21 protein-coding genes are annotated in these 23,944 nt (G+C 44.6%); 5 read left to right on the forward strand and 16 right to left on the reverse strand.

What is annotated here, in order from left to right; translation table 11 throughout:
• Positions 1-103: 103 nt before the first annotated feature.
• The 10 genes from lapB to BCT49_RS00425 form a co-directional block, all read right to left on the reverse strand.
• Positions 104-1,279, reverse strand: a complete 1,176-nt coding sequence (gene lapB / locus BCT49_RS00380) for a lipopolysaccharide assembly protein LapB (RefSeq protein ID WP_102433708.1) — start codon at positions 1,277-1,279, stop codon at positions 104-106.
• Between the two features lie 12 nt (positions 1,280-1,291).
• Complete coding sequence (locus BCT49_RS00385; RefSeq protein WP_017057039.1) at positions 1,292-1,564, reverse strand: LapA family protein; 273 nt, start codon at positions 1,562-1,564, stop codon at positions 1,292-1,294.
• Between the two features lie 129 nt (positions 1,565-1,693).
• Positions 1,694-1,978: an integration host factor subunit beta gene (gene ihfB / locus BCT49_RS00390; protein WP_010439923.1), complete on the reverse strand. Its 285-nt coding sequence runs from the start codon at positions 1,976-1,978 to the stop codon at positions 1,694-1,696.
• Positions 1,979-2,099: 121 nt separating this feature from the next.
• Positions 2,100-3,770 carry a 30S ribosomal protein S1 gene (rpsA, locus tag BCT49_RS00395; protein ID WP_017057038.1) on the reverse strand — a complete coding sequence of 557 codons (1,671 nt, stop codon included), beginning with the start codon at positions 3,768-3,770 and terminating at the stop codon, positions 2,100-2,102.
• A gap of 106 nt (positions 3,771-3,876) precedes the next feature.
• Positions 3,877-4,557, reverse strand: a complete 681-nt coding sequence (gene cmk / locus BCT49_RS00400) for a (d)CMP kinase (RefSeq protein ID WP_017107644.1) — start codon at positions 4,555-4,557, stop codon at positions 3,877-3,879.
• A gap of 278 nt (positions 4,558-4,835) precedes the next feature.
• Positions 4,836-5,582, reverse strand: coding sequence for a 3-deoxy-manno-octulosonate cytidylyltransferase (gene kdsB / locus BCT49_RS00405; RefSeq protein ID WP_102433709.1), 747 nt, complete (start codon positions 5,580-5,582; stop codon positions 4,836-4,838).
• Complete coding sequence (locus BCT49_RS00410; RefSeq protein WP_004736429.1) at positions 5,582-5,761, reverse strand: Trm112 family protein; 180 nt, start codon at positions 5,759-5,761, stop codon at positions 5,582-5,584. Before BCT49_RS00410 ends, kdsB begins: the two co-directional genes overlap by 1 nt.
• Positions 5,742-6,749, reverse strand: a complete 1,008-nt coding sequence (gene lpxK / locus BCT49_RS00415; RefSeq protein WP_102433710.1) for a tetraacyldisaccharide 4'-kinase — start codon at positions 6,747-6,749, stop codon at positions 5,742-5,744. The genes BCT49_RS00410 and lpxK overlap by 20 nt, the downstream gene beginning before the upstream one ends.
• A 15-nt stretch (positions 6,750-6,764) precedes the next feature.
• Positions 6,765-8,513, reverse strand: a complete 1,749-nt coding sequence (gene msbA, locus BCT49_RS00420) for a lipid A ABC transporter ATP-binding protein/permease MsbA (protein ID WP_102433711.1) — start codon at positions 8,511-8,513, stop codon at positions 6,765-6,767.
• Between the two features lie 31 nt (positions 8,514-8,544).
• Positions 8,545-10,656, reverse strand: coding sequence for a DNA internalization-related competence protein ComEC/Rec2 (locus tag BCT49_RS00425; protein WP_372166549.1), 2,112 nt, complete (start codon positions 10,654-10,656; stop codon positions 8,545-8,547).
• A 215-nt stretch (positions 10,657-10,871) separates the two neighbouring features.
• On the opposite strand from BCT49_RS00425, the gene BCT49_RS00430 reads away from it, so the two are divergent.
• Positions 10,872-11,384 carry a DUF2062 domain-containing protein gene (locus tag BCT49_RS00430; protein WP_102433713.1) on the forward strand — a complete coding sequence of 171 codons (513 nt, stop codon included), beginning with the start codon at positions 10,872-10,874 and terminating at the stop codon, positions 11,382-11,384.
• 198 nt (positions 11,385-11,582) lie between these two features.
• On the opposite strand, the gene lolE is transcribed toward BCT49_RS00430, so the two are convergent.
• From lolE to lolC, 3 genes are read right to left on the reverse strand one after another with little or no spacing between them, the layout of a single operon-like run.
• A complete protein-coding gene (gene lolE, locus BCT49_RS00435) occupies positions 11,583-12,827 on the reverse strand; it encodes a lipoprotein-releasing ABC transporter permease subunit LolE (protein WP_102433714.1) in 1,245 nt (414 codons plus the stop codon).
• Positions 12,828-13,520, reverse strand: coding sequence for a lipoprotein-releasing ABC transporter ATP-binding protein LolD (gene lolD, locus BCT49_RS00440; RefSeq protein ID WP_017083246.1), 693 nt, complete (start codon positions 13,518-13,520; stop codon positions 12,828-12,830).
• The gene (gene lolC, locus BCT49_RS00445; protein ID WP_198595797.1) at positions 13,513-14,721 is read right to left on the reverse strand and encodes a lipoprotein-releasing ABC transporter permease subunit LolC; all 1,209 of its coding nucleotides are present in this window, start codon (positions 14,719-14,721) and stop codon (positions 13,513-13,515) included. The genes lolD and lolC overlap by 8 nt, the downstream gene beginning before the upstream one ends.
• A 227-nt stretch (positions 14,722-14,948) precedes the next feature.
• Between lolC and BCT49_RS00450 the strand changes: the two genes are divergently transcribed.
• The 4 genes from BCT49_RS00450 to BCT49_RS00465 all read left to right on the forward strand — a co-directional run bounded on the left by BCT49_RS00450 (position 14,949) and on the right by BCT49_RS00465 (position 20,498).
• Entirely contained in the window at positions 14,949-15,518 is a 570-nt protein-coding gene (locus BCT49_RS00450; RefSeq protein ID WP_102433716.1) for a PilZ domain-containing protein, read from the forward strand.
• A 6-nt stretch (positions 15,519-15,524) separates the two neighbouring features.
• Positions 15,525-18,986 (forward strand): transcription-repair coupling factor, encoded by a 3,462-nt coding sequence (gene mfd / locus BCT49_RS00455; protein WP_102433717.1) that lies wholly within the window; start codon positions 15,525-15,527, stop codon positions 18,984-18,986.
• Between the two features lie 62 nt (positions 18,987-19,048).
• Complete coding sequence (locus tag BCT49_RS00460; RefSeq protein WP_017109953.1) at positions 19,049-19,816, forward strand: peptidoglycan binding protein CsiV; 768 nt, start codon at positions 19,049-19,051, stop codon at positions 19,814-19,816.
• Between the two features lie 136 nt (positions 19,817-19,952).
• Positions 19,953-20,498, forward strand: coding sequence for a GNAT family N-acetyltransferase (locus BCT49_RS00465; protein WP_017107634.1), 546 nt, complete (start codon positions 19,953-19,955; stop codon positions 20,496-20,498).
• A gap of 99 nt (positions 20,499-20,597) precedes the next feature.
• On the opposite strand, the gene BCT49_RS00470 is transcribed toward BCT49_RS00465, so the two are convergent.
• The 3 genes from BCT49_RS00470 to BCT49_RS00480 form a co-directional block, all read right to left on the reverse strand.
• A complete protein-coding gene (locus BCT49_RS00470) occupies positions 20,598-21,887 on the reverse strand; it encodes an NAD(P)/FAD-dependent oxidoreductase (RefSeq protein ID WP_102433718.1) in 1,290 nt (429 codons plus the stop codon).
• A 511-nt stretch (positions 21,888-22,398) separates the two neighbouring features.
• Complete coding sequence (gene ycfP / locus BCT49_RS00475) at positions 22,399-22,938, reverse strand: alpha/beta hydrolase YcfP (protein ID WP_017107632.1); 540 nt, start codon at positions 22,936-22,938, stop codon at positions 22,399-22,401.
• Positions 22,939-23,046: 108 nt separating this feature from the next.
• Positions 23,047-23,901, reverse strand: coding sequence for a phosphotransferase (locus BCT49_RS00480; RefSeq protein WP_102433719.1), 855 nt, complete (start codon positions 23,899-23,901; stop codon positions 23,047-23,049).
• Positions 23,902-23,944 lie beyond the last annotated feature (43 nt).

The following is a 23,944-nucleotide window of genomic DNA, read 5'->3' on the forward strand; positions in this document are numbered from 1 at the left end:
ACTTTCTTTAAATAATCACTACAAGTAATAGCGACAAATAACAGTCATAAAAATGCAGCCCGAAAGCTGCAATTATTAATTTGGTCTAACAATGACCACAAATCTATTCACCATCTAGCCCACGAATAGGCTTGATCGTCCCCCACCCCTTACATGAAGGGCAGTGCCAATACATCGAGTGTGTCGCGAAGCCACACTGACGACAGCGGTAATGAGGTTTAACTTTAAGTTGTTCACCAACCATAGACTGAAGAGTCGTCAGACTGTCTTTCGCACGACCTTCTTCTGCTTCAGCAAGATGGTAATCGATTAATCGATAGAAGCCTTTCATGGTTGGGTTTTTAACCAGTTGCTTGGTCAACAGCTCTTGAGCTGAGCCAACATCTTCATGATGGGCAACCAACTGAGCAAGCATCAATTCAGCCGAAACACCGGCTTTCTTTTGAATACAGGCTTTTAGGAATTCAACAAGTTCAGCCTCTTGGCCAAGCTTGTGGTAACACTCAGCAAGGGTTGGAAGCACCTCGCTGATAAAATCGATATCTTGTTCAAGCACGGACTCAAGACAGGTAATCGTCTTCTGGTAATCTTCATTCGCTAAATGGAACTTACCTAAAGCAATACTAGCTCGAACACACTTAGGGTCTTCAGATAGCGCTTTTTTAAAATGCTGAAGTGCCTTAGAACGATTACCCTCAGCTTGCTCTTGCATTGCAAGCTCACACCAAAAGTGCGCAACAGTTGCACGCATCTTTCTTTTTTTCTTACCAAGCTTAACGAGAATATTGCCGTAATGAATCGCCTTGTTCCACTCTCGAGTTTGCTGATAAATAGCGACCAACTGTTGCAAAGCACCCTCTTTATGATCAGGTTCTTCTACAAGCTGTTCAAAGATTTTTTCAGCGCGATCGAGGAAGCCAGAGACCATATAGTCTTTTGCGAGTTGTTGCAGTGCGAGGTTTTTTTGATCGAGAGTTAGCCCCGAACGAGAGATAAGGTTTTGGTGAATTCGAATAGCTCTATCTACCTCGCCTCTTGAGCGAAATAGATTACCCAAGGCCAAGTGAGTATCAATGGTTTCATTGTCTACTTGAAGCAGTTCGATAAAGTGATCGACCGCTTTGTCAGATTGGTCCGACAACAATAGGTTCAAACCCGTCACATACTGGCGGGAGATCTGGTGTGATTGCTTTTGTTTTTCTTGCTGAGCATTACGATTACCCATATACCAGCCGTAAGCGGCTGCAATAGGTAAAAGTAAGAACAGTAACTCTAACATCAAATATAGCCTTTAAGCTTTAGTAGCAGCAGCTACCTGCTTTGATTGCTTATTGAGTTGTTTTTTCAAGCGATGAATTTTCAGCTGAGATCGCATGTGCATATTACCAAAGACCAACCAAGCAAGGCCAAAGCCTGAAACGAAGACAACACCTAATAAGCTTGATAAGTGGAAGTCACCTTGTGCTAGTAGGTAATTGAAGTTCACAGTGGTTTGGTTCTGAGAGCCTAAAGCCAGTGCAATTAGGAAAAGTGCGATAACGGCGACTATTTTTATAATTTTCATAGTTCATCACTCATTGGTTGGTTAGCTGTACGATTATGCAGGAAAATTACTAATCAGACCACCATATTATGGTCATAAAAAAGCGGCATACATTATAGTATGCCGCTTTTCTTAATTCCGATAAGTAGACTACAATCCTGAATTTACTCGTTCACGTAGCTCTTTACCTGGTTTAAAGTGAGGAACGTATTTACCTTCCAACTCTACCTTGTCGCCAGTCTTTGGATTACGTCCAACACGAGGCTCACGGTAGTGAAGAGAGAAGCTACCAAAACCGCGAATTTCGATTCGGTCACCACTTTCTAGTGTTGAAGCCATATGCTCTAAAATGTCTTTTACAGCGTCTTCAATTTCTTTTGCAGAAAGGTGCGTTTGCTCAGCGCACAGTCTTTCAATCAATTCAGACTTAGTCATAGTTACCCTCGTTGGTTTTCTTTTTAGAAATTATAGACCTATCGGAAAAATAAGCAAAAAAAAAGGAGCCTTACGGCTCCTTTCTTGGCTAGATAGCTATAATTCTCTTAACGAGAAGCTATTATTCGCCTTTAGCAGCTTTGAATGCGTCTGCCATTGCGTTACCGAACGCGCCTTCATCAGACTTGTTCAGTGAAGCCATTGCTTCTTGCTCATCAGCTTCATCTTTAGCTTTGATAGATAGGTTGATTACGCGGTTCTTACGGTCTACACCAGTGAACTTCGCTTCAACGCTGTCGCCAACGCTTAGGATTAGAGATGCATCTTCGATACGGTCACGAGAAACTTCAGAAGCACGTAGGTAGCCTTCAACGCCTTCGATTAGCTCGATAGTAGCGCCTTTAGCGTCAACTGCAGTTACAGTACCGTTTACAAGAACACCTTTCTTGTTGTCAGCAACGTATGCGTTGAACGGGTCGTTTTCCATTTGCTTAACGCCAAGAGAAATACGCTCACGCTCTGCATCTACTGCTAGAACAACAGCAGAGATTTCGTCGCCTTTCTTGTATTCACGTACAGCTTCTTCGCCGGCAGCGTTCCAAGAAATGTCAGATAGGTGTACAAGACCGTCGATACCGCCTTCTAGACCGATGAAGATACCAAAGTCAGTGATAGACTTGATCTTACCAGTAACTTTGTCACCCTTAGCTTGCATTTCTGCAAATGACTGCCATGGGTTAGCTTTACACTGTTTCAGACCTAGAGAGATACGACGACGTTCTTCGTCGATATCAAGAACCATAACCTCAACTTCGTCGCCAACATTAACAACTTTAGAAGGGTGGATGTTCTTGTTAGTCCAATCCATTTCAGAAACGTGTACTAGACCTTCAACGCCTTCTTCGATTTCAACGAAGCAGCCGTAGTCAGTTAGGTTCGTAACACGACCAGAAAGTTTGTGACCTTCTGGGTAACGCTTAGCGATTGCTACCCATGGATCTTCGCCAAGTTGCTTAAGACCTAGTGAAACACGAGTGCGCTCACGATCGAACTTAAGAACTTTAACTAGGATTTCGTCACCAACGTTAACGATCTCTGATGGGTGCTTAACACGCTTCCAAGCCATATCAGTGATATGTAGAAGACCGTCAACACCGCCAAGATCAACGAATGCACCGTAGTCAGTAAGGTTCTTAACGATACCTTTAACTTCAGTACCTTCTTGTAGAGTTTCAAGAAGTTCGTCACGCTCAACACTGTTTTCAGATTCGATAACAGCACGACGAGAAACAACAACGTTGTTACGCTTCTGGTCTAGCTTGATTACTTTGAACTCTAGCTCTTTGTTTTCTAGGTGAGCAGTGTCACGGATAGGACGTACGTCTACTAGAGAACCTGGAAGGAAAGCACGGATACCGTTAAGTTCAACAGTGAAACCGCCTTTAACTTTACCGTTGATGATACCAACAACAGTTTCAGCTTCTTCACAAGCTTTCTCAAGTACGATCCAAGCTTCGTGACGCTTAGCTTTCTCACGAGAAAGTTGAGTCTCACCGAAACCATCTTCAACAGCGTCTAGAGCTACGTCTACTTCAGCACCAACTTCAACTTCAAGTTCGCCAGCAGCGTTCTTGAATTGTTCAGCAGGGATAGCAGATTCAGACTTAAGACCAGCATCTACAAGAACGAAACCGTTCTCGATAGCTACTACAGTACCTTTAACGATGCTGCCTTGTTGGAATTCAGTTTCAGATAGAAACTCTTCAAAGAGTTGAGCAAAAGATTCAGTCATTATTTAATCTTCAATAATTAAACGTCCATGGGTATCCTACCGCATGGGGTTGATAAATTCGCCGGTCATCATCCTTGCGACCAACGTTCGTACTAGCTCGGCGAAATTACCCAGCCAGTTTCGATTCAATATAGTGTAGTGCTTTTTCTACTACTTGTTCGATGTTCATCGAGGTAGAATCAAGCACAAGCGCATCCTCAGCTGGGCGTAATGGCGCAACTGGGCGATTACGATCTCGATCGTCTCGCTCTTGGATCTCGCTCAAAAGGTCGTCAAATTTAACATCTAACCCCTTCTCTTGCAACTGTTTAAGGCGGCGGTTCGCACGCTCTTCAGCACTTGCATCTAAAAATATTTTCGCTTCAGCTTCAACAAATACAACGGTTCCCATGTCACGACCGTCTGCAACTAAACCAGGAGCAGCGCTAAAAGCACGCTGGCGACGCAGTAGTGCTTCACGAACACGAGGAAGAGCCGCTACTTTTGAAGCAGCCATGCCAGTTTCTTCTTTACGAAGTTCACCAGACACATCTTCACCTTCCAAGATAACCTTAACCAAGTCACCTTCAGCAATAAACTGTACATCGAGGTGAGTAGCAAGCGGTACCAAAGCATCTTCCGATTCAGTATCTACACCGTGGTGAATTGCCGCTAAAGCCAGTACGCGATAGATCGCACCTGAGTCTAGAAGATGAAAACCTAGCTTGTCTGCTAGTAACATACACAGGGTACCTTTACCTGCACCACTTGGTCCATCAACCGTAATCACTGGGCTTTGAGAAGGCATCTTTTACTCCACGTTTTGTCGTAAGTTGTATTCTGTACTAGCAGATCGCCACTACTTTATAGGCGGCATATTATAAAGAAAAATTGAAAGTCGAGCGAGGTAATTCTCAGATAATTCAGAGTTGATGATGCATAAACGAATGCAACCGACTCAATATCCCCTAGCTTAGTTCAATAAAACACACATACACGTTCTGTAGACGTAAAAAAGCCCCGCAATAAGCGAGGCTTTGTGATTTTGCATTTTTGTAGAGCAAAGAAGTAGTCGCTCAAAGAAGCTTAACCAATAATAGCGCGAACCGCTTCTAAGTCTTCTGGCGTATCAACACCCGCAGCCGGTGCTTCAGCCGCAACGTCCACATGGATTTTCTCTCCGTACCACAGCACTCGTAGTTGCTCTAGGCACTCAATACGCTCAAGGGAACTTGGTTCCCAATTGATATACGTATTGATGAAACCCGCTCGGTAAGCGTAGATACCAATATGACGCAGCAAAGGTGATTCCGCGGCCGTACCATTATTCGCGTAAGCATCGCGATCCCAAGGAATCGTTGCTCGGCTAAAATACAGTGCGTATCCGTCTTTATCCGTTACGACTTTCACAGCATTAGGATTAAACACTTCATCAGCGTGAGTAATTTCTACACCTAGCGTTGCCATGGGTGCTGTGCTATTCGCCAGGTTATTTGCAACCTGATTAATAATTGCAGGTGGGATAAGAGGCTCATCACCTTGAACATTCACGATAATATGGTCATCGGGAATGTTCATCACCTCAACCACTTCAGCTAAACGCTCTGTACCTGATTCGTGATTCGGAGATGTCATACAAACGGTCGCACCAAATGCTTTAGCCGCTTTCTCAACTCGAGCGTCATCTGTGGCGATAATAACGTTATCAGCACCCGCCTTCATTGACTGTTCGTAAACCCATTGGATCATCGGCTTTCCACCAATATCAGCCAATGGTTTTCCTGGCAAACGGCTCGATTGATATCTTGCCGGAATGACAACCGTAAACGACATTATTTACCCTCATCCATTGAAACGGTACGAGCTTCAGGCTCTAGAAGAACAGGGATACCCTCTTTGATTGGGTAAGCTAGGCGGTCAATTTTACAAACAAGCTCTTGCTTATCCTTGTCAAAAGTTAGTTTACCTTTACATACAGGGCAAGCAACGATCTCAAGCAGACGGTGATCCATAGTATTCCATAACCTCTTTTATTCTTTTTAAAATTTGCTGTTGCGAATCTTCATCAAACTGTGCAGAAACTGGAAGATACCACCAATTTTCTTGCGCATAGTCTTCGCATTTAACAGCGTCTTTTTCTGTCATAATCATGTTCATACCTTTTTTTGCTAAGGCATGAAGTTCATCTTTATCAAAATCTTGATGGTCTGCGAAACCCTGTGTGAAAACCACATCACCATCAAGATCTTCTAATGTTTTAAAAAAGCGCGGTGGATGACCAATACCAGCAAAAGCCACCAGCTTTTGCAGTTTTTCTACTGGTACTTTCTGACCCGTCTTAAGATTAACGGCTTGGCTTGGTAGCAAAGACATTGAGAACTCGCGCCCTTGGGCTTTACCACCATTGTTAACCAAAAAATCCACGGTATCTAAGCGTGATACAGGCTCTCTTAATGGCCCTAAAGGAATGAGACATTCACTACCAAAACGTCTCGAACCATCGATAACCGCAAATTCAATATCGCGTTCAAGGGCATAATGCTGAAGGCCGTCATCAGTGATAATGACATTAACACCTTCGTTCAGCAAAGCCTTCACTGCATTGGCACGGATAGGGTCAACCGCGACTGGCGCCCCTGTTCGCTTTCGAATCAACCGAGGTTCATCACCCGAATATTCAGCAGGCGTGTTCTCGTCCAACACTAATGGATAACTAGGGGCTTTCGCGCCATACCCTCGAGAAACCACACCAGGTTTGAAACCATTGGCTTGGAGCATTTCAACTAACCAGATAACCACCGGAGTTTTACCATTGCCACCCGCGGTAATATTACCGACAACGATAACTGGCAAAGGTGGGCGATAGGTTTCTTTCTTCCCAGAAAGATACGCTTCGCGACGTTGACTGCTGATCATTTTGAACAGCAGACTCAACGGCCACAGAAGTGGCCAAAGTAGATATTTCAACGGATGATTGTTAAACCAAATCTTTTCGATCACAACAACGACCTAATCTTATCCGCTGAACTGAATTCGATGCAGCTGCGCGTAAGCACCATCATGTTCAATAAGTTCTGCGTGTGCGCCTCTTTCTACAATTTGGCCATCATCAACTACTAAGATCTCATCGGCTTGCTCGATAGTAGATAAACGGTGTGCAATAACCAGTACCGTTTTATCTTTTTGCAACTCATCCAAAGCCGATTGAATGGCTCTTTCTGATTCCGTATCCAAAGCCGATGTTGCTTCATCTAGGATCAGTACTGGAGCTTCTCTTAACAACGCTCGTGCAATTGCAATACGTTGTCGTTGCCCACCAGATAGGCTTGCACCGTTCTCACCAACAATCGTATCGATGCCGTTTTCCATGCCTTCGATAAATTCAGTGGCGTGCGCAAGCTTAGCAGCATGTTCAATTTGTTCGCGCGAATAAACCTCACCAGCCGCATAGGCAATGTTATTGGCAACCGTATCGTTGAACAGATGAACATTTTGAGAAACAAGAGCAAAATGCTCACGAAGATTTTTCAGCTCATAATCTCGGATGTCGTGTCCATCAAGTTCAATAGAGCCTGAGTCCACATCATAGAAACGAGTAAACAGGTTGGCAATGGTACTCTTACCAGAACCAGAACGCCCGACCAGCGCGACCGTCTTACCTTTCGGAATGTTGAAGCTCACCTTATCAAGTGCTGGTTTCTCTGCGCCCTCATAAGTAAACGTCACATCTTTTACAGCAACTTCACCGCTTACGGTTGCAGGTTTCAACGTACCTTTGTTTTGTTCTGTGTCGAGATCCATCAAACCAAATAGAGTGGTACTCGCCGCCATACCGCGTTGGAACTCAGACGTTACGTTAGTCAGTGCTTTCAGTGGACGTAACAAACCAAACATAGCCGAGAACACAACCGTGAACGTACCAGCCGTTAGTTCAGCTTTAATAGAGTCGACACTCGCCAAGTAAAGAACAACCACAATTGCGATCGAAGCAATCATCTGAATAATTGGGTTCGCCGCCGCTTGAGCCGTTACCAGCTTCATGCTTTGTTGGCGCATCTGATTACTAACGGTATCGAAACGACCTCTTTCTAAGTCTTGACCACCGTAAGTTAGAACCACCTTATGACCTTTCAGCATTTGTTCTGCTGAAGAAGCCACGTGACCCATGCTGGTTTGCATGTTCTTAGAAATCTTTCTGAATCGCTTCGATACAATACTGATTGCCCAAGCTACAAAAGGAGCAACAGCAAATAGCACCAAAGACAACTGCCAGCTATTCCAGAACATCAGCGTCAACAAGCCAATGATGCTGGCACCTTCACGGACAATACTGACCAAAGCCTTACTGGTTGCAGCAGAGACTTGCTCTGAGTCGTAAGTAATACGAGATAGCAGCGCGCCCGTTTGCTCTTTATCAAAGAAAGACACAGGCATGTGCATGAAATGACTGAAAATTTTACGTCGAATCTCCATCACCACGTTGCCAGAGACCCAGCTCAAACAATAGGTTGAAACGAAGCCACTCACACCACGAATGAACATCATGGCAAAGATAATAATAGGGAGCGTGCGTAAAAAGTCAGATTCAGCGTTACCAAAGCCTTCATCAAGTAATGGCTTTAGTAATGAAATCATATAAGTATCAGAGACGGCATTTATAATAAGCGCAATAACCGCAACACCAAGGCCGGCCTTATACAGTCGAATATAAGTCCAAAGTCTTTTAAATGTGACCCAAGTGGTTTCATCTGTTTCTGTTGACATAGAATCGCTTAATTTTCTCACAATAATCTATCTATTCTACTCCCTTACGGAGCATCTGCCTATACCACTGCCTCCCCTGATGTTCTCTAATCGTATGATATTTCCAACCTTCCTTACTGGTAGTGATGGTTATTTGTCCACTTTCACCCGTATCTAGCCACGTACTTCCGGCTTCTCGATAACGTTCTACGACAGATTGGCTTGGCATACCCCACTGGTTTCCTTTAGACAATGAAGCGATAGCCAACTGCGAAAAAACAGCCTCGATAAATCGAGCAATAGAAGAGGTTGAGCTACCATGATGAGGAACCAGCATTACATCACTTTTGAGTCGCGTAGCTTCGCGTGCAAGTAACCACTCACTGACCAATTCAATATCTCCGGTAAGAAGCATCGAAAACTCAGTGCTTGGCTCATAGATACGGACAACACATGAATGAGGGTTATATGCTCTCTCAACACTTTGGGGCGGCCACAACACCTCAAATTCGACATCTTGCCAACGCCAAGACTCTCCAATCACACAAGCTTGATCATTAAACGTAGAGTGACTACTGAGCGAGACTGGAGGTTTAAGTCTTTGGCTGGCGCGTATCCATTTAGGCTTATAGTGAGAAAGTAATGCCTGATACCCACCTGCATGGTCAGAATCGAAATGACTGATAATCACCCCATCAATTTCCTTTATTCCCCTTCTTTCTATCGTAGGTATCAATAACGACTCAACCACAGAACCGCCCGGCCATGCATTACCAAGATCATAAACAACAATCTGGTTATTTTTTTGAAGAACAACCGACAAACCATGTCCAACATCCAAGATATCGACTCTCAATACTTCTGGTTTCAGCTTTCCAAATTCCCACCATAAAACAAATACAGCACTGGCGAAAAACATCATTCTACGATGAAAGTAATGACGTAAAAGACTTAATAGAAAAATGAAAAACACGAACAAAGCAACGAGTTCATCATCAACCGTGACCCAAAAACGTTCAGAGAAAGGCAGAGCGAAAACAACGGGTGTGAGCGATAGATCCACCAGAGTCCACAAATAACCAACGATATTGTCCTCTGCCCAGATGGATTCAAATATTAAGCTGATAAACATCGCTAAAAACAGCAAAGGAATCGTCACTATCGAAACCCAAGGCAGCAGGAAAAAGTTGTATAACACCGAGACCAAACTAAACCCTTGAAAGAACAGCATTGAAAAAGGAGCCAATAACAACGTCAGCATTAACTGGATTTTAAATAGCACGAAGAGTTTTGTGAGTAGAGGGCTTTTGTAAGAAGAAAGATGAGTATTAGAAGCAATATAAAGAACGGCTGCTAACGCTCCAAATGAGAGCCAGAAGCTACTCGAAAGTACCGAAAATGGCCAAATGAACAACACGACACAGAGACTCAAGGCCACATATCGAATCAAATTGATATTTTGACCTCGCCAAAGGAAATAGCTCCCAATGATGCACATGGTTAGCGCCCTAAGTGTTGGTAAAGTAAACCCTGCAAACCAACTATAAAAATACGCGAGCCCAAGACCAAATACAGTCGGAAGCCAAATTAAATGCGATGCCCCTAACCTAACGACTCTCCCCAATTGGTAACCGATTCCAAAAGCAATGCCAATGTGTAACCCTGAGATCGCCATTAAGTGAACAAGCCCACTGCTCTTAAGCAAATCCCAGCGCTGTGATTGAATGAATTCTCTATAACCAAAGCTCAACGCCACAATCAGATCAGAGTTATCCACCTGATTGATCGTTGTCAAAGTCCTTTCGAACCATCGAGCGCGAAAGTTTGTACTAGAATGAATGCTAAAGCCTGTTCCCGCTTGATAGGTAGCATTAGCGACGATTCTTTCACTGAACAGATGCTTTTCTAAATCAAACCCGGCCTCGTTGAGTTTTCCAAAAACCGGCTTCATTGACACCGAGAGATGAACCTTATCTCCAAGCGTTAGCTTGAAAGGGGTAAACAACCGCAATTTTATCAATTGTGGAAAGATTAATTTTTCGCCGCCAATTGATCTAACTACTATTACGCTTTCAAAACCATGGCTATTTTCACTAAAAAGGCTAACAACCGAAGCATTTATGGTAATATTCTGGCCAGATTGAAATAACTGACTCGTTTGTATTTCGATTGCATTTCCAAGGCAGATAACTAGTATCAATGCAGTTACTGGACCTCTTGCACACCGGAAAACGCTATACTTTATTAATGCGAAAAGTAACAACAGCATTAATGATGCCCAAACCCAATGTGGCATCACAGGCCAAAAGCTGGCAGACACAACTGTCGCAGCAAATGAAATTAAGAACCAAGTGTTAAACAAGAGAGTAGCTTCCTCCTATGCCAAGAAAGTTTATCAAACGATTTATGCCTGACCATGAGCTCATCAAGCGTCAGAAAGCATTGAAAATTTTTGGCAATGTTTTGTACAACCCCAACTTATGGTGCCTTAATCGTCGCTCTGCGGCTGGTGCGTTCGCTGTTGGGTTATTCATGGCGTTTGTCCCTTTACCAAGTCAAATGATTATGTCTGCAGGCCTTGCGGTTGCATGTGGTGTTAACCTACCGCTGTCTGTCGCACTGGTTTGGATCAGTAATCCCGTGACTATGCCGGTGCTGTTCTACTTTGCTTATAAAGTAGGCGCGTTTGTTATGCATGTGCCGCCTCAAGCTTTCCATTTTGAATTGTCTTGGGATTTCATCTTGGCGCAAATGAGCACCATCGGACCTCCATTCCTATTAGGTTGTCTGATTTGTGGTGTTATCTCTGCGATGATTGGCTACTTTGGTATTCGCGGGTTATGGCGTTATTCAGTCGTAAGAAGCTGGAAGAAACGACAAGCAAGGTACTGAAACTATCGTTGGGTGTGGGTGAATTGAAACTCACACTATGAGAAATCAGAACAATATCGGCTCTCTGCAATATTGGTATGTAACCAAAGTCGTAAGAAATGCAGTTTGAATTCAATAAAAAAGGATCCCATCAGGGATCCTTTTTTGTTTGTGTCGGTTGTACATAGCAAATCATGCCATGGCGTATTACTTAGAGCATTACTTCGAACTAAGCACCGATGCTGGGTTCAACTTAGCCGCTCGTGATGCTGGGTACCACGTAGCCAGTAGGCTTAGAACAATAGCAGTTCCAGAAACGACAACCACATCTGTCATATCGAGTTGCGAAGGCAAGAAGTCGACAAAATAGATATCACCGGACAAAAATTGGTGATCAATAAGCTTCTCAAGCCCTTTGATAATCGTGGTTAGGTTAAGCGCGACTAACACGCCTATTGCACTGCCCACCAAACTACCTAACACACCTGAGAATACGCCCTGCCAAACAAAAATGCGTTTCACAAGGCCGTCCGATGCGCCCATGGTTCTTAATATTGCGATCTCTGATGCTCGGTCTTTTACTGCCATCATTAGCGTCGAGACAATATTGAAACAAGCCACACCAATAACCAGTACCATCACTAGATACATGATGGTGCGAACCAACTGGATATCTCGATACAAGAAACCAAACTTCTGTTGCCAGCTTCGCAGGTACACATATACATCTAGTTGGTTGCCCACTTCACGCACAATCGAGTTTGCGTTCAGCACATCGGTCACTTTTAAAGAAACCCCTGTCACTGCATCGCCTAGGTTTGCGTAGATTTGCGCATCGCCAATCGGGATTAGAGCCAAGCTGTGATCTATTTGGCCGTTGAGCGTCAGCAAGCCAACGACTTTGACTCGAACACGTTTAGGTGCTTGAACTTTCACCGACCCATTCACCGTAGGGATCATCAGAGTCAGGTAATCACCGACTTTTGCGCCGAGTACATTGGCCACGCCAGAACCCAAGATAATCTGTTGTTGCCCTGCCTTAAACGCGCTCCAAGCTTGCTTATCGATAAAACTCGATAGGCTCGATACTTGTTGCTCAAGTTGTGGGTCAACACCTCGGACTTCAATCGCTTTTAGCTCTTTGCCCTTTTCGGCAAGCGCAGTAATTTTCACATAAGGTGCCGCCGCTACAACATCATCATGCTGGATCGCTTGTTCGATTACATGCTCCCAACGAGTTACAGGTTCATTGACTCCCTCGAACTCCCCATGTGGGATAACAGAAAGTACTCGTGACTGCAGTTCACGCTCAAAGCCATTCATCGCAGATAAACCAATGATGATCACCGCGACGCCGACAGCAATACCGATCGTCGAAGACAGAGAGATAAACGAAACCATCTTGTCTCGTTGTTTCGCCCGACTAAATCGACCGCCTATTAATAGAGATAAAGAAGAAAACACTTAGCTCTCCTCTTTTTCTACGTTAACCAGTAAACCGTCTTGCATGTGCAGTTGGCGATCCATCTTGCCCGCAAGTTCACCATCATGGGTTACAACCAAGAAAGCGGTATCGTATTCGCGGTTTAATTCACGCATTAAATCGTAAATAGATAGTGCCGTGTTGTGGTCAAGGTTACCTGTCGGTTCATCCGCCAACACCAAAGCCGGCTTATTAACTAAAGCTCGCGCAATCGCCACACGTTGTCTCTCACCACCAGAAAGCTCCGAAGGTCGGTGGTCAACACGATGACTTAGCCCTACTTTATCCAACAAACGCTGTGCTTCTTCTTTTGCTTTAGCAGGCTTTTCACCACCAATTAGCAACGGCATCGCTACGTTTTCAAGCGCCGAGAAATCCGAAAGAAGATGATGGAATTGATATACAAAACCAAGGTGTTGATTACGAAGCTTCGCCTGCTTATTCGAACTCAAAGACGCTAAGTCCTGCCCGAGAAAACTCACGCTGCCGTCGGAAGCATCATCCAATGCCCCTAAAATATGCAATAGCGTACTTTTACCTGAACCAGAGGTACCAATGATTGCAACCAGCTCACCTTTTTCTATTTCGAAGCTGACACCTTTGAGGACTTCGGTATCCAACGAACCCTCGCGGTACGTTTTACGGATATCATTACATTGAAGAAAATTACTCATAACGAAGGGCCTCAGCAGGTTTCACAGAAGATGCACGATAAGAAGGAAATACAGTCGCAACAAGGCTAAGTGCAATAGCCAAAACCACAACAACCGCAATTTGGATTGGGTTAATCAATATTGGCAGTTGTCCACCAAATGAGAACAGAGCAACACCCATCGCCTCTAAAATAGTATTGAGGTTCGATGCTAGAATCACGCCAAGAATGCCACCAGATAATGCACCTATCACACCACTACTTGCACCTTGAACCATGAAGATACCCATGACTTGACCATCACGCATGCCTTGCGTTTTTAAGATAGCGACTTCGGATTGCTTCTCCATCACCACCATGATCAGCGCAGAAATAATATTAAACGCCGCAACACCGATAATCAGCCCCAGCATCAAGCCCATCATATTTTTTTCCATACGAACAGCTTGGAAAAGCTCTCCACGTTGGTCACGCCAATCGCTCCACACCCAACCTTCCGGTAACGGGGTGTTCGATAAATCTGCGACTTCAAATGGGTCATCAAAAAACAGTCGCCAGCCTGAAATCGTATCAGACTTATAACGCATCAAACGCCCTGCATCTTGAATGTGTGTGACCATCAACTGCGCATCTATATCCGAACCCGTATTAAAAATACCGGCTACGGTGAAATTTCGTTGGCTAGGTATACGACCTAATGGTGTGTATTGGCTGGCACTGGTGACCATTAATCGAACTTTGTCACCCATAGACACTTTCAAGTTTCTTGCCAAGGTATGACCAAGGAAAAGCTGATACTGACCCGCTTGAAGTGAAGACAGCCTGCCAGCAATTAAGTGATTCTGAAGAGGGTCATCGGAATTGGGCTCAATACCGATTAACAGACCCGCAGATAACTGAGCTGGGCTTTGGATCACCGCTTCACTGCGAACAATAGGTTCAACGTGGCCATTGAGCGACATTTGCTCCGCAAAGCTAGGCGCTTGAGCAGAAAGTGACGTTGTGCCTCCTTGCTCGTAAACAACGGCTTGAGGAAGTACACCAAGAATTCGGTCTTTTAACTGCGCTTCGAATCCATTCATTACCGATAAAACAGTAACCAAAGACAGCACACCAATGGTGATTCCGGCCGTCGACATATAAGAAACAAAACGGCTAAAGCGATCACCTGAACGGCCTTTCAAATAACGCAGGCCAACAAACAATGAAATAGGATGAAACATACTTTGAACCATCTAAAGGAGATGCGGGTTAATGTAACGGGTATTGCCGTTACTGTGTAGGGGTTAATTGAAAATATAGAGTGAATTAACTCAATTAGTTAGGCTTGAAAAACAGAACCTTGTCAAATAGCCAACTTTCAAACAACTATTTGAGACTTTCAATTAACTGACCTTGATTACTGCGGCCACATAGCGATAATCAATAGATCACTTCAAGGAACTAACGCATGACAGAACAAGAGTTTTTCACCGTTCACCACAGCCTTACCGCTAATATTGAGACAATGGACAGTAACTTCGCTTTACCTTCTCAAATTCAGTTCGAATCGGAGATCCCTGCCCCTTTTGTTGTGGCAAGTGAGTTTAGCCAATTGGACCTATTAGCCGACAGTGCTCGCAACGAACTGAAAAACAGCGACTTGAAGAATGTCATCAGTTTATTGGATGCACAGAACTCTAAATTAAACCTCTTGTTGAGCTTTATGTTATCGCAACAAGATGATGAACAATTTCGTACCCACACTTATTCATTTGGCGCGAGTCAGTTCTCTTGTTTTTCAAAAACAGATATAGAAGCGGGTCGCTTAGTTAAAGCCAAGCTCTTCATCGAGCACCCTGCGGCCGCTATCTATTGTTACGCGGAAGTCTTCGCTAGCGAACCTAAAGACTCAGGCTTCGAAATCAAATTTAAATATGCTCATCTTCGTGATACTGACCAAGACTTGCTGATCAAGGCTGCACTTCATCAACAACAAAAGCTCTTACGTCAACGCTCTCTAGAACGAGATAACAAGTAAATAGACATGACAAAACAATCCATTTTTACACTACCTAAGCTCAAAGGCGCCGGTGATAAAAAACACATCGGTAACCTAGTTGGTTCATCTCTCGCGCTTGCTATTGCTAAACTCGCCGAGCAACATAACAGCCATACTTTACTTGCAGTGCCCGATCCTCAGATCGCACTCAAGCTTCAATCAGAAATTGAGCAATTTACGTCACATGAAGTGGCGCTATTTCCTGATTGGGAGACACTGCCATATGACAGCTTCTCACCACACCAAGAGATTATTTCTGACCGTATCGCCCGACTTTATGCACTGCCAACGTTAAAAGATGGCATCACGATCGTTCCGATCAGCACGCTACTACAGCGTCAGTCGCCGCGTGACTTCTTGTTGCAGCATACCTTAATGGTAAAAACCGGCGACCTCTACTCGCTGGAAAAGCTACGCCTTCAACTCGAAAAGTCAGGCTATCGCTACGTAGACCAAGTGTTTGGCCCGGGTGAATATGCGAGCCGAGGTTCAATTCTCGACTTGTTCCCGATGGGCAGCAAAGATCCATATCGTATCGACTTTTTCGATGACGAGATCGACACGATCCGTACTTTCGATCCTGAAAACCAGCGTTCTATCGAAGACATCTCTGAGATCCGTTTACTGCCAGCACACGAGTTTCCAACCTCAGAAAGCGCAATCGAAGATTTCAGAATTCGCTGGCGTCAGCAATTCGATGCGCGCCGTGAACCAGAATCTGTCTACATGCAGGTTTCAAAAGGAACGTGGCCTGCCGGTATTGAATATTGGCAACCGCTGTTTTTTGACCACACCGAAACCTTATTCGATTACGTTGCCGATGAAGCGCAACTCTTGGTTCTTGGTGACGTAGAAACAGCTGTTGATGCTTTCCTTACCGACGTTGACTACCGATACGAACAGCGTGGTGTTGACCCATTAAGACCCCTGCTGAGTCCAGAGCAATTATGGTTGAAAAAAGATGAGTTGTTCGCTCACTTTAAGCAAAAACCACAAGTGAACCTGAGCTTAGACACGATTGAAGAAAAAGCTGGCCGCATCAACCTGCCGGTTGCATCACTGCCAGACTTGAGTGTTCAGCATCAAAACAAAGAGCCTCTGGCCAATCTCAGAAAATTCACGGAAGCCTTCGATGGCAAAGTGGTTTTTTCGGTTGAGTCTGAAGGTCGCCGTGAAGCGCTGAGTGAATTACTCAGTGGCATTAAAGTACGACCAAGTGAAGTTGAAAACCTGGATGCGGCCATTAAAGCCAAAGACAAGTTCAGCCTCATATTAGGTTCGGCTGAACACGGCTTTATCCAGGAAGAGCAAAGCATCGCTCTTATCTGTGAAAGTGATTTATTAGGCGATCGCGTTGTACAGCGTCGCAAGAAAGATAAGAAAAGCGTTAACAGCGATACCGTAATCCGTCACTTAGCGGAACTTAAACCGGGTCAACCAGTTGTTCACATTGACCACGGTATTGGCCGCTACATCGGCTTGCAAACACTCGAAGCCGGTGGCATGAAAACCGAATACGTGACACTTGAGTATCAAAACGATGCCAAGTTATACGTGCCGGTTGCTTCTCTGAACTTGATTGGCCGTTATTCAGGTGGTGCTGAAGATTCTGCACCACTGCACAAACTCGGTGGCGAAGCATGGCAGAAAGCTCGCAAGCGCGCTGCTGAGAAAGTCCGTGACGTTGCCGCAGAACTACTTGATGTTTACGCTAAGCGTGAGCTCAAACCTGGCTACAAATTTGTATTGGACCGCGGTCAATACGCGACCTTCAAATCGGGCTTCCCGTTTGAAGAAACCGATGACCAAGCGATGGCAATCAATGCAGTGATGTCTGACATGTGCCAAGCAAAAGCCATGGACCGCTTGGTTTGTGGTGATGTGGGCTTTGGTAAAACAGAAGTCGCAATGCGTGCCGCGTTCGTGTGTACCGATAACGACAAACAAGTCGCGGTGCTAGTACCGACTACCCTACTTGCTCAGCAGCACTTTGAAAACTTCCGAGACCGTTTCGCCAACTTGCCAATTCGTGTCGAGGTTCTGTCTCGATTCAAATCAGCCAAAGAGCAGAAGTTAATCATGCAAGATGTCGCTGACGGTAAGGTTGATATCTTGGTGGGTACTCACAAACTGCTTTCTAGTGAAATCAAATTCCAAGACCTTGGCTTGCTGGTTGTCGATGAGGAACACCGCTTTGGTGTACGTCAGAAAGAGAAAGTGAAAGCGATGCGTGCTGATGTTGATATCCTAACGCTAACCGCAACGCCTATTCCACGAACGCTGAATATGGCGATGAGTGGCATGCGCGATCTGTCGATCATCGCAACGCCACCAGCACGACGCTTAGCGATAAAAACCTTCGTTCGCGAGAGTGACGATGCGGTAGTAAGAGAAGCGGTACTGCGTGAAATCATGCGTGGTGGTCAGGTTTATTTCCTGCACAACCAAGTCGACACCATTGAAAAAACAGCCGAGTCTCTACAGAAGTTGATACCTGAGGCTCGTGTCACCGTTGCTCATGGACAAATGCGAGAACGCGAACTAGAACGCATCATGAATGACTTCTACCATCAGCGTTTTAATCTGTTGGTATGTACTACCATCATCGAAACAGGTATCGATGTTCCGACAGCCAATACCATCTTGATGGATAGAGCCGACAATCTCGGTTTAGCGCAACTGCACCAATTACGTGGTCGTGTGGGTCGTTCACACCACCAAGCTTACGCCTACATGCTAACACCGCACCCGAAAGCGATGAGCAAAGACGCCATCAAGCGATTAGATGCGATCGCCTCTTTGGAAGATCTGGGCGCTGGATTTACCCTAGCGACTCACGATTTAGAGATTCGTGGCGCGGGTGAACTGTTGGGTGATGAGCAGAGTGGTCAGATCCAATCGGTTGGCTTTACGCTGTACATGGAAATGCTTGAGCAGGCCGTTGAAGCATTGAAAGAAGGTCGAGAACCTTCTCTTGATGATCTGTTGCGTGAGCAAACTGAGATAGAAATGCGCCTACCTGCGTTATTGCCAGATGACTATATCCCAGACATCAATACTCGATTATCGACCTATAAACGTATTGCGAGCGTAAGTGACACTGATGAACTGGCAGAGCTAAAAGTTGAGCTGATCGACCGCTTTGGTAGTCTTCCTGATGCAACCAAGAACTTATTATCAGTTTCTGAGCTAAAATTAGCCGCTGCGTCGATTAAGGCGAAGAAAATTGAAGCTCACGACAAGGGCGGATTCTTAGAATTCTACCCAGATGCTGACATAAACCCGGCCTACCTTGTTAAACTATTGCAATCCCAACCGCAAAAGTTTTCAATGGAAGGACCAACAAAGTTCAAGTTTACGATACCATTGGTAGACAGACGGAAACGAATTCAATTTGTTAGTGATTTATTGGGCGAATTCAGACAGAACTTGCTGCCTTCGGCATAAAACCCAATCCACTGCACATATAAATTATCCAGCCGTAACAGCGGCTGGAAGACGGAGTAAAAATGAAAAGACTGATCCCACTGCTACTATTGTTCGTCTCACTGCCAAGTTTGGCTCAGAGACAATTTGATATAGAAGTGATCATTTTCAAGCGCGCAGTTGATGCAGAAAAAGTCAACGAGTCTTGGCCGAACACTCAGCCGAAGATTTCACTTGAGCGCGTTGGTTCATTTCAAGATACCCAATACCGCTCAAAGAAAGGCGTACAAATGCTGCCTTACTCAGAGTACAAGCTAACGCCTCAGAAAGACAAACTGCGCAAGCACGCTGGCTTTGAAGTTCTGATGCATACCGCTTGGCGTCAAGGCGACCAAGGTAAGAGCTCGGCACCTGTTTTCCATATTCAAGCAGGCAAAGACTTCTCTAAAGATTTCAATGCAGATGGTTCTGAAAAAGGTGCTATCACCGCAGGCAGTGCCGATGGATTCAAAGAAGAGACCATTGATAAGCCACTCTACGAACTAGACGGTAAGCTACAGATCTACGTACAGCATTACCTATACGCTGAAACCACACTAGATTTAAAAGCGCCAAGCGTTCGTGAAGTGACTCTGAAAGAACAGCCTATTGAGTTAGACACACCAGTAAGCGGTGCAGACAGCAATGTTCAAGTGGGCAACTTAACTGAGATCTCACCGACAGTGCAGGTAGAAGAATTCCTTAAGAGCTACCGCATGGATCAAAAGCGTCGTATGCGTAGTACAGAAACTCACTACCTTGATCACCCACTTCTGGGCATGGTGATTCAAGTTAGACGTGTAGCTCAGTAAGTTACTTGCCGATTCGGCTATAATTACACAAACAATTCAAACCGCCCTCCTAGTGAGGGCGTTTTATTAAGTGCTATCTATCTTTATTTTGTACTGAATCTTTTATTCAGTACTTACATGTAATTCGGTATTTCTTATGAGCCCTGACTTCCAGATAAATACTCAACACCTCAGCCTCAAAATTATTGAAGCGACAGACGCTCCAGAGTTTTCTCGGTTGATCCAAACATCCCCTAGCTTATTTCCCTGGGTAGACTGGTGCCACGATGCGTTCTCTATTGTAGAAGCCGAGAAATTCATTCTGGCTACCCGCTTAAATTGGGTAAAAGCAGACGCATTTGGATTTGGTATTTTTGAACGCCACAGCAATCAGCTGGTTGGAATGGTGGCAATCAATGAGCTTTACCATACCTTCAATATGGCAAGTTTAGGCTATTGGGTTGGCGACGAATTTCAACGGAAAGGGATCGCGAAAGAAGCGATGTTGACCTTATTTGAGTTCTGCTTTGCCCAACTGAAACTAACGCGTTTAGAGATTGTTTGCGATACAGAAAACCTACCAAGCCAAAGGCTGATTGAGAAGTGTGGCGCAGAGCGTGAAACCATTGCCAAGAACCGTTTTATCTTTAACGGCAAGCCAAAAGACGGCGTGGTTTATTCCGTGTTACCTCCAACCTCTTAAGTTCTTTAGTTCTTTAGTAAGCATAAACAGCACATCATCGACACGATCAAAAAAGAGCTCCGAAGAGCTCTTTTTTATTCGCAGAAAATCACCAAGTAATTAGTGCAGCTTTAGGTTTGGACGCAACACACGGTTGATTCGGCCTACCAACATCATTAATGACGTTTTGATGATGCCATGAAGCGCGACTTGGTGCATTCGATACAGCGAGATGTATACCACACGAGCAATGCGACCTTCGACCATCATTGAGCCTTTAGTCAGGTTACCCATCAGGCTACCTACCGTAGAGAAACGGCTTAGTGAAACAAGCGAGCCTTTGTCTTTGTAGACATAATCTTTCAGGTCACGACCGTTCAGTTTAGCAATGATGTTGCTGAATGCGCAGCTTGCCATTTGGTGAGCCGCTTGTGCACGAGGTGGTACAAATGAACCGTCCGCCTGTGTACATTGTGCCAAGTCACCGATAGCAAAGATGTTGTCATCAAGCGTGGTTTGCAGTGTATTTTTCACAACCAATTGGTTGATACGATTAGTCTCAAGACCGCCAATATCTTTCAGGAAATCTGGTGCTTTGATACCCGCAGCCCAAACCATGATTTGCGCTGGAATCTTATCGCCATCTTTGGTTGTTAGGCCTTCAGAATCAGCCTGAGTCACCATAGTGTTAGTACGCACGTTAACACCAAGCTTAGTTAGCTCAGAATGCGCTGCGCTCGAAATACGAGGTGGTAGAGCTGGAAGGATTCGCTCACCCGCTTCAACAAGGTTAACATTCAGCTTGCTTGAATCTAGATCACCAAAACCGTAAGTTCGAAGCTCTTTCACAGCGTTGTGCAGTTCAGCAGAAAGCTCTACACCTGTCGCACCAGCACCAACAATCGCGATATCCACAGTGCCTTGACCGTTCTTAGCGTGAAGTTTTAAGAACTGGTTATTCATTTCCGTACGGAAACGGTGAGCTTGTTCTGGGCTATCAAGGAAAATACAGTTGTCACGAACGCCAGGAGTGTTGAAGTCATTTGACGTTGAACCAATTGCCATCACTAGAATGTCATATTCCAGTTCACGGCTTGGCATCAGCAATTCACCGTGATCATCTTTCAGTTCGCTCAGTGCAATCACTTTACGCTCACGATCGATGTCGTTCAGGCTGCCCATTTGGAAATCGAAGTAATGGTTTTTTGCATGTGCGCGGTAGCTTAATGCATCAACACCTTCGTCCAATGAACCTGTTGCTACTTCATGAAGTAATGGTTTCCATAGGTGGCTTGCTTTACGGTCAACCAGAGTAATCTGGGCACGTTTTTTACGACCTAAAGTGCGGCCTAGCTTAGTTGCTAGTTCTAAACCACCAGCACCACCGCCTACTACGATAATTTTTGTCACAATGACAATCCTCTACAAAATGAATAAATGGGGTTCGGCTCGATTACTCCAACCGATAAATTCTATGTATCTACTCGGCCTTAAATGCGAAGGCTGTTATAAATAGGATAACCGCGAAAAAGAATAACGACAGCTCACCGAGTAGTTAGAGGGATTACAAGCAACAAACATTGGCTTGTTGCTTTGCTCACGTGGATAAAAAAGGTGACTACCTGAGAGGTAGAGCACAAATAATGGGCAAGTTTTATCACTCGCTCTCAATTTTTCTTGATATTTATCAAAATATTTTGCTTGGGAACATTATATATAGCAATAAGATGACCGCAACAAAAATCCTTACCCTCAATGAGGATTCGGGGATAATTAGTTAACGTTTGCGCAAGCTTATCGATAAATGCGTAAACTCATCGATAAAACATATACAACTGTTTTATCAATGCCAGTTTCTAGGATTCAGATGTAAAAAAGCAGCACTCAAATGAGTGCTGCTTTTATAAAATAGAAGGGTGAATTAGGCGTTTTTAAACGCTTTCATTGCTTGAAGATGTTGAGAGATCTTTTTAAATTTATGACTCTCTTTTTCATCCCAGATTACCTCGTAGTAATCGCCAAGTTCAGCTTCCGTTCGCGTATTGTCGTGAATTTCATCTTCACGAGACAACACAACCAAACAGCGTCCCTTGTTTTTCATACGATACTGAGCGACACACTTAGTCGCAATATCTTCATACTCTTCAGGACGGTCAATTCGACCCACCATATTGTTCTCTGGTTGCAGATTAGGGTTGAAAACCACCTGCTTAATCCCACATAAGAAACCAATACGCTCTGACCAAAAACCCCCTAAACCAACACCACAGATAATGGGATGTGGATCATCAGATTGTTCTATCACTTTATGCACTTCTTTAAGAAGATGCTGCATATCGTGCTTTGGATGCAAAGTACTGTAGTTGATGAAACGAACGTCATCATCAATGAATTGCAACTGCAGTATTTTTTCGTGATTGCCCGGGCTAGTTGAGTCGAAGCCATGTAGATAAATAATCATTAGTACCTCCCTGTTGAATATTGGTACGTTTTAATTAATCTAACATGAAAAATAAGGTTTTAAAGGGAACACCAACGAAATTATATTTTTCACTTCCTAAACGTGATCCTAGCTACAGAAAGTGTGACTCAATAACTCAGCTTCACGCAGATAACTTTCATCGCCCCAGAGTTGATGTGCCAGTAAATACCACAACATGGCCATCATTCGACTTCGAGGCAACCAAGCCTCTACACCATCAAGCCAAGGCTGAACATCATGAATGCCTCTTAGCTGGCAGTACTTATTAACCGCTTCGATAACTGGCACCTCAGCAGCCGCAATCGTTAAGGTCAAGTCGAGCCTAGGGTCTGCTAGCGCCGCGTACTCCCAGTCAATGATCTTAATCCCACCTTGGTTCTTCACAAGGTTATAGCCACCGAGATCAAAATGACACAAAGACAGGTCAACACTTGGGATACTTGGAGCCACCCGCCACTCTTGATAAATCTTGGTGCAGATTTCAGTCTTATGAATCGCATCAAGTTGAAGCCAGTAATGATCGACTCGCGCTGTGAAACTGAACGGTTGGAGCGGCAATCGCGCGGTATTAACCAAATGCACCGAGATCAGCGTCTTCAACAAATCCTCAAGCTCTAAGCCTTCGTAAAGAGTCTCACCCGCAATCCATTCAACCAATAAGCCTTGCTCATTGACCACTATTGGACTTGGCCCAATACCTAGCCGCTCAATTGCAGAGAGCACTTGATACTCTTCATGACGAGAGATAAAGAAGGCTTTGGTGATCGGTGTGATTGGACGCCAAACATACGCAGTGCCATCGGCTAACACCAACTTCCAACATCGATTGGTCAAACCGCCTGTCAGCGTCTGTGCTCTAACCCGTGGTTCAGAAAAGTAACCATCCAGCGAACTCAAACTGGTATCAAGAAGCTTAGCCTCAGCCCAAGAAAAAATTGCCATTGCTCATTCCCTATAAACGTTTCCATTTCCCTACAAAAAAGAC

Source organism: Vibrio lentus (assembly GCF_002875945.1).
Lineage (GTDB): Bacteria > Pseudomonadota > Gammaproteobacteria > Enterobacterales > Vibrionaceae > Vibrio > Vibrio apostichopi.

Coding starts and splice junctions, on each gene's coding strand:
- lapB (WP_102433708.1), bottom strand. CDS start 1,279: ATGTTAGAGTTACTGTTCTTACTTTTACCTATTGCAGCCGCTTACGGC.
- BCT49_RS00385 (WP_017057039.1), bottom strand. CDS start 1,564: ATGAAAATTATAAAAATAGTCGCCGTTATCGCACTTTTCCTAATTGCA.
- ihfB (WP_010439923.1), bottom strand. CDS start 1,978: ATGACTAAGTCTGAATTGATTGAAAGACTGTGCGCTGAGCAAACGCAC.
- rpsA (WP_017057038.1), bottom strand. CDS start 3,770: ATGACTGAATCTTTTGCTCAACTCTTTGAAGAGTTTCTATCTGAAACT.
- cmk (WP_017107644.1), bottom strand. CDS start 4,557: ATGCCTTCTCAAAGCCCAGTGATTACGGTTGATGGACCAAGTGGTGCA.
- kdsB (WP_102433709.1), bottom strand. CDS start 5,582: ATGTCGTTTACGGTTGTCATTCCGGCAAGATATCAATCGAGCCGTTTG.
- BCT49_RS00410 (WP_004736429.1), bottom strand. CDS start 5,761: ATGGATCACCGTCTGCTTGAGATCGTTGCTTGCCCTGTATGTAAAGGT.
- msbA (WP_102433711.1), bottom strand. CDS start 8,513: ATGTCAACAGAAACAGATGAAACCACTTGGGTCACATTTAAAAGACTT.
- BCT49_RS00430 (WP_102433713.1), top strand. CDS start 10,872: ATGCCAAGAAAGTTTATCAAACGATTTATGCCTGACCATGAGCTCATC.
- lolD (WP_017083246.1), bottom strand. CDS start 13,520: ATGAGTAATTTTCTTCAATGTAATGATATCCGTAAAACGTACCGCGAG.
- lolC (WP_198595797.1), bottom strand. CDS start 14,721: ATGTTTCATCCTATTTCATTGTTTGTTGGCCTGCGTTATTTGAAAGGC.
- BCT49_RS00450 (WP_102433716.1), top strand. CDS start 14,949: ATGACAGAACAAGAGTTTTTCACCGTTCACCACAGCCTTACCGCTAAT.
- mfd (WP_102433717.1), top strand. CDS start 15,525: ATGACAAAACAATCCATTTTTACACTACCTAAGCTCAAAGGCGCCGGT.
- BCT49_RS00460 (WP_017109953.1), top strand. CDS start 19,049: ATGAAAAGACTGATCCCACTGCTACTATTGTTCGTCTCACTGCCAAGT.
- BCT49_RS00465 (WP_017107634.1), top strand. CDS start 19,953: ATGAGCCCTGACTTCCAGATAAATACTCAACACCTCAGCCTCAAAATT.
- ycfP (WP_017107632.1), bottom strand. CDS start 22,938: ATGATTATTTATCTACATGGCTTCGACTCAACTAGCCCGGGCAATCAC.
- BCT49_RS00480 (WP_102433719.1), bottom strand. CDS start 23,901: ATGGCAATTTTTTCTTGGGCTGAGGCTAAGCTTCTTGATACCAGTTTG.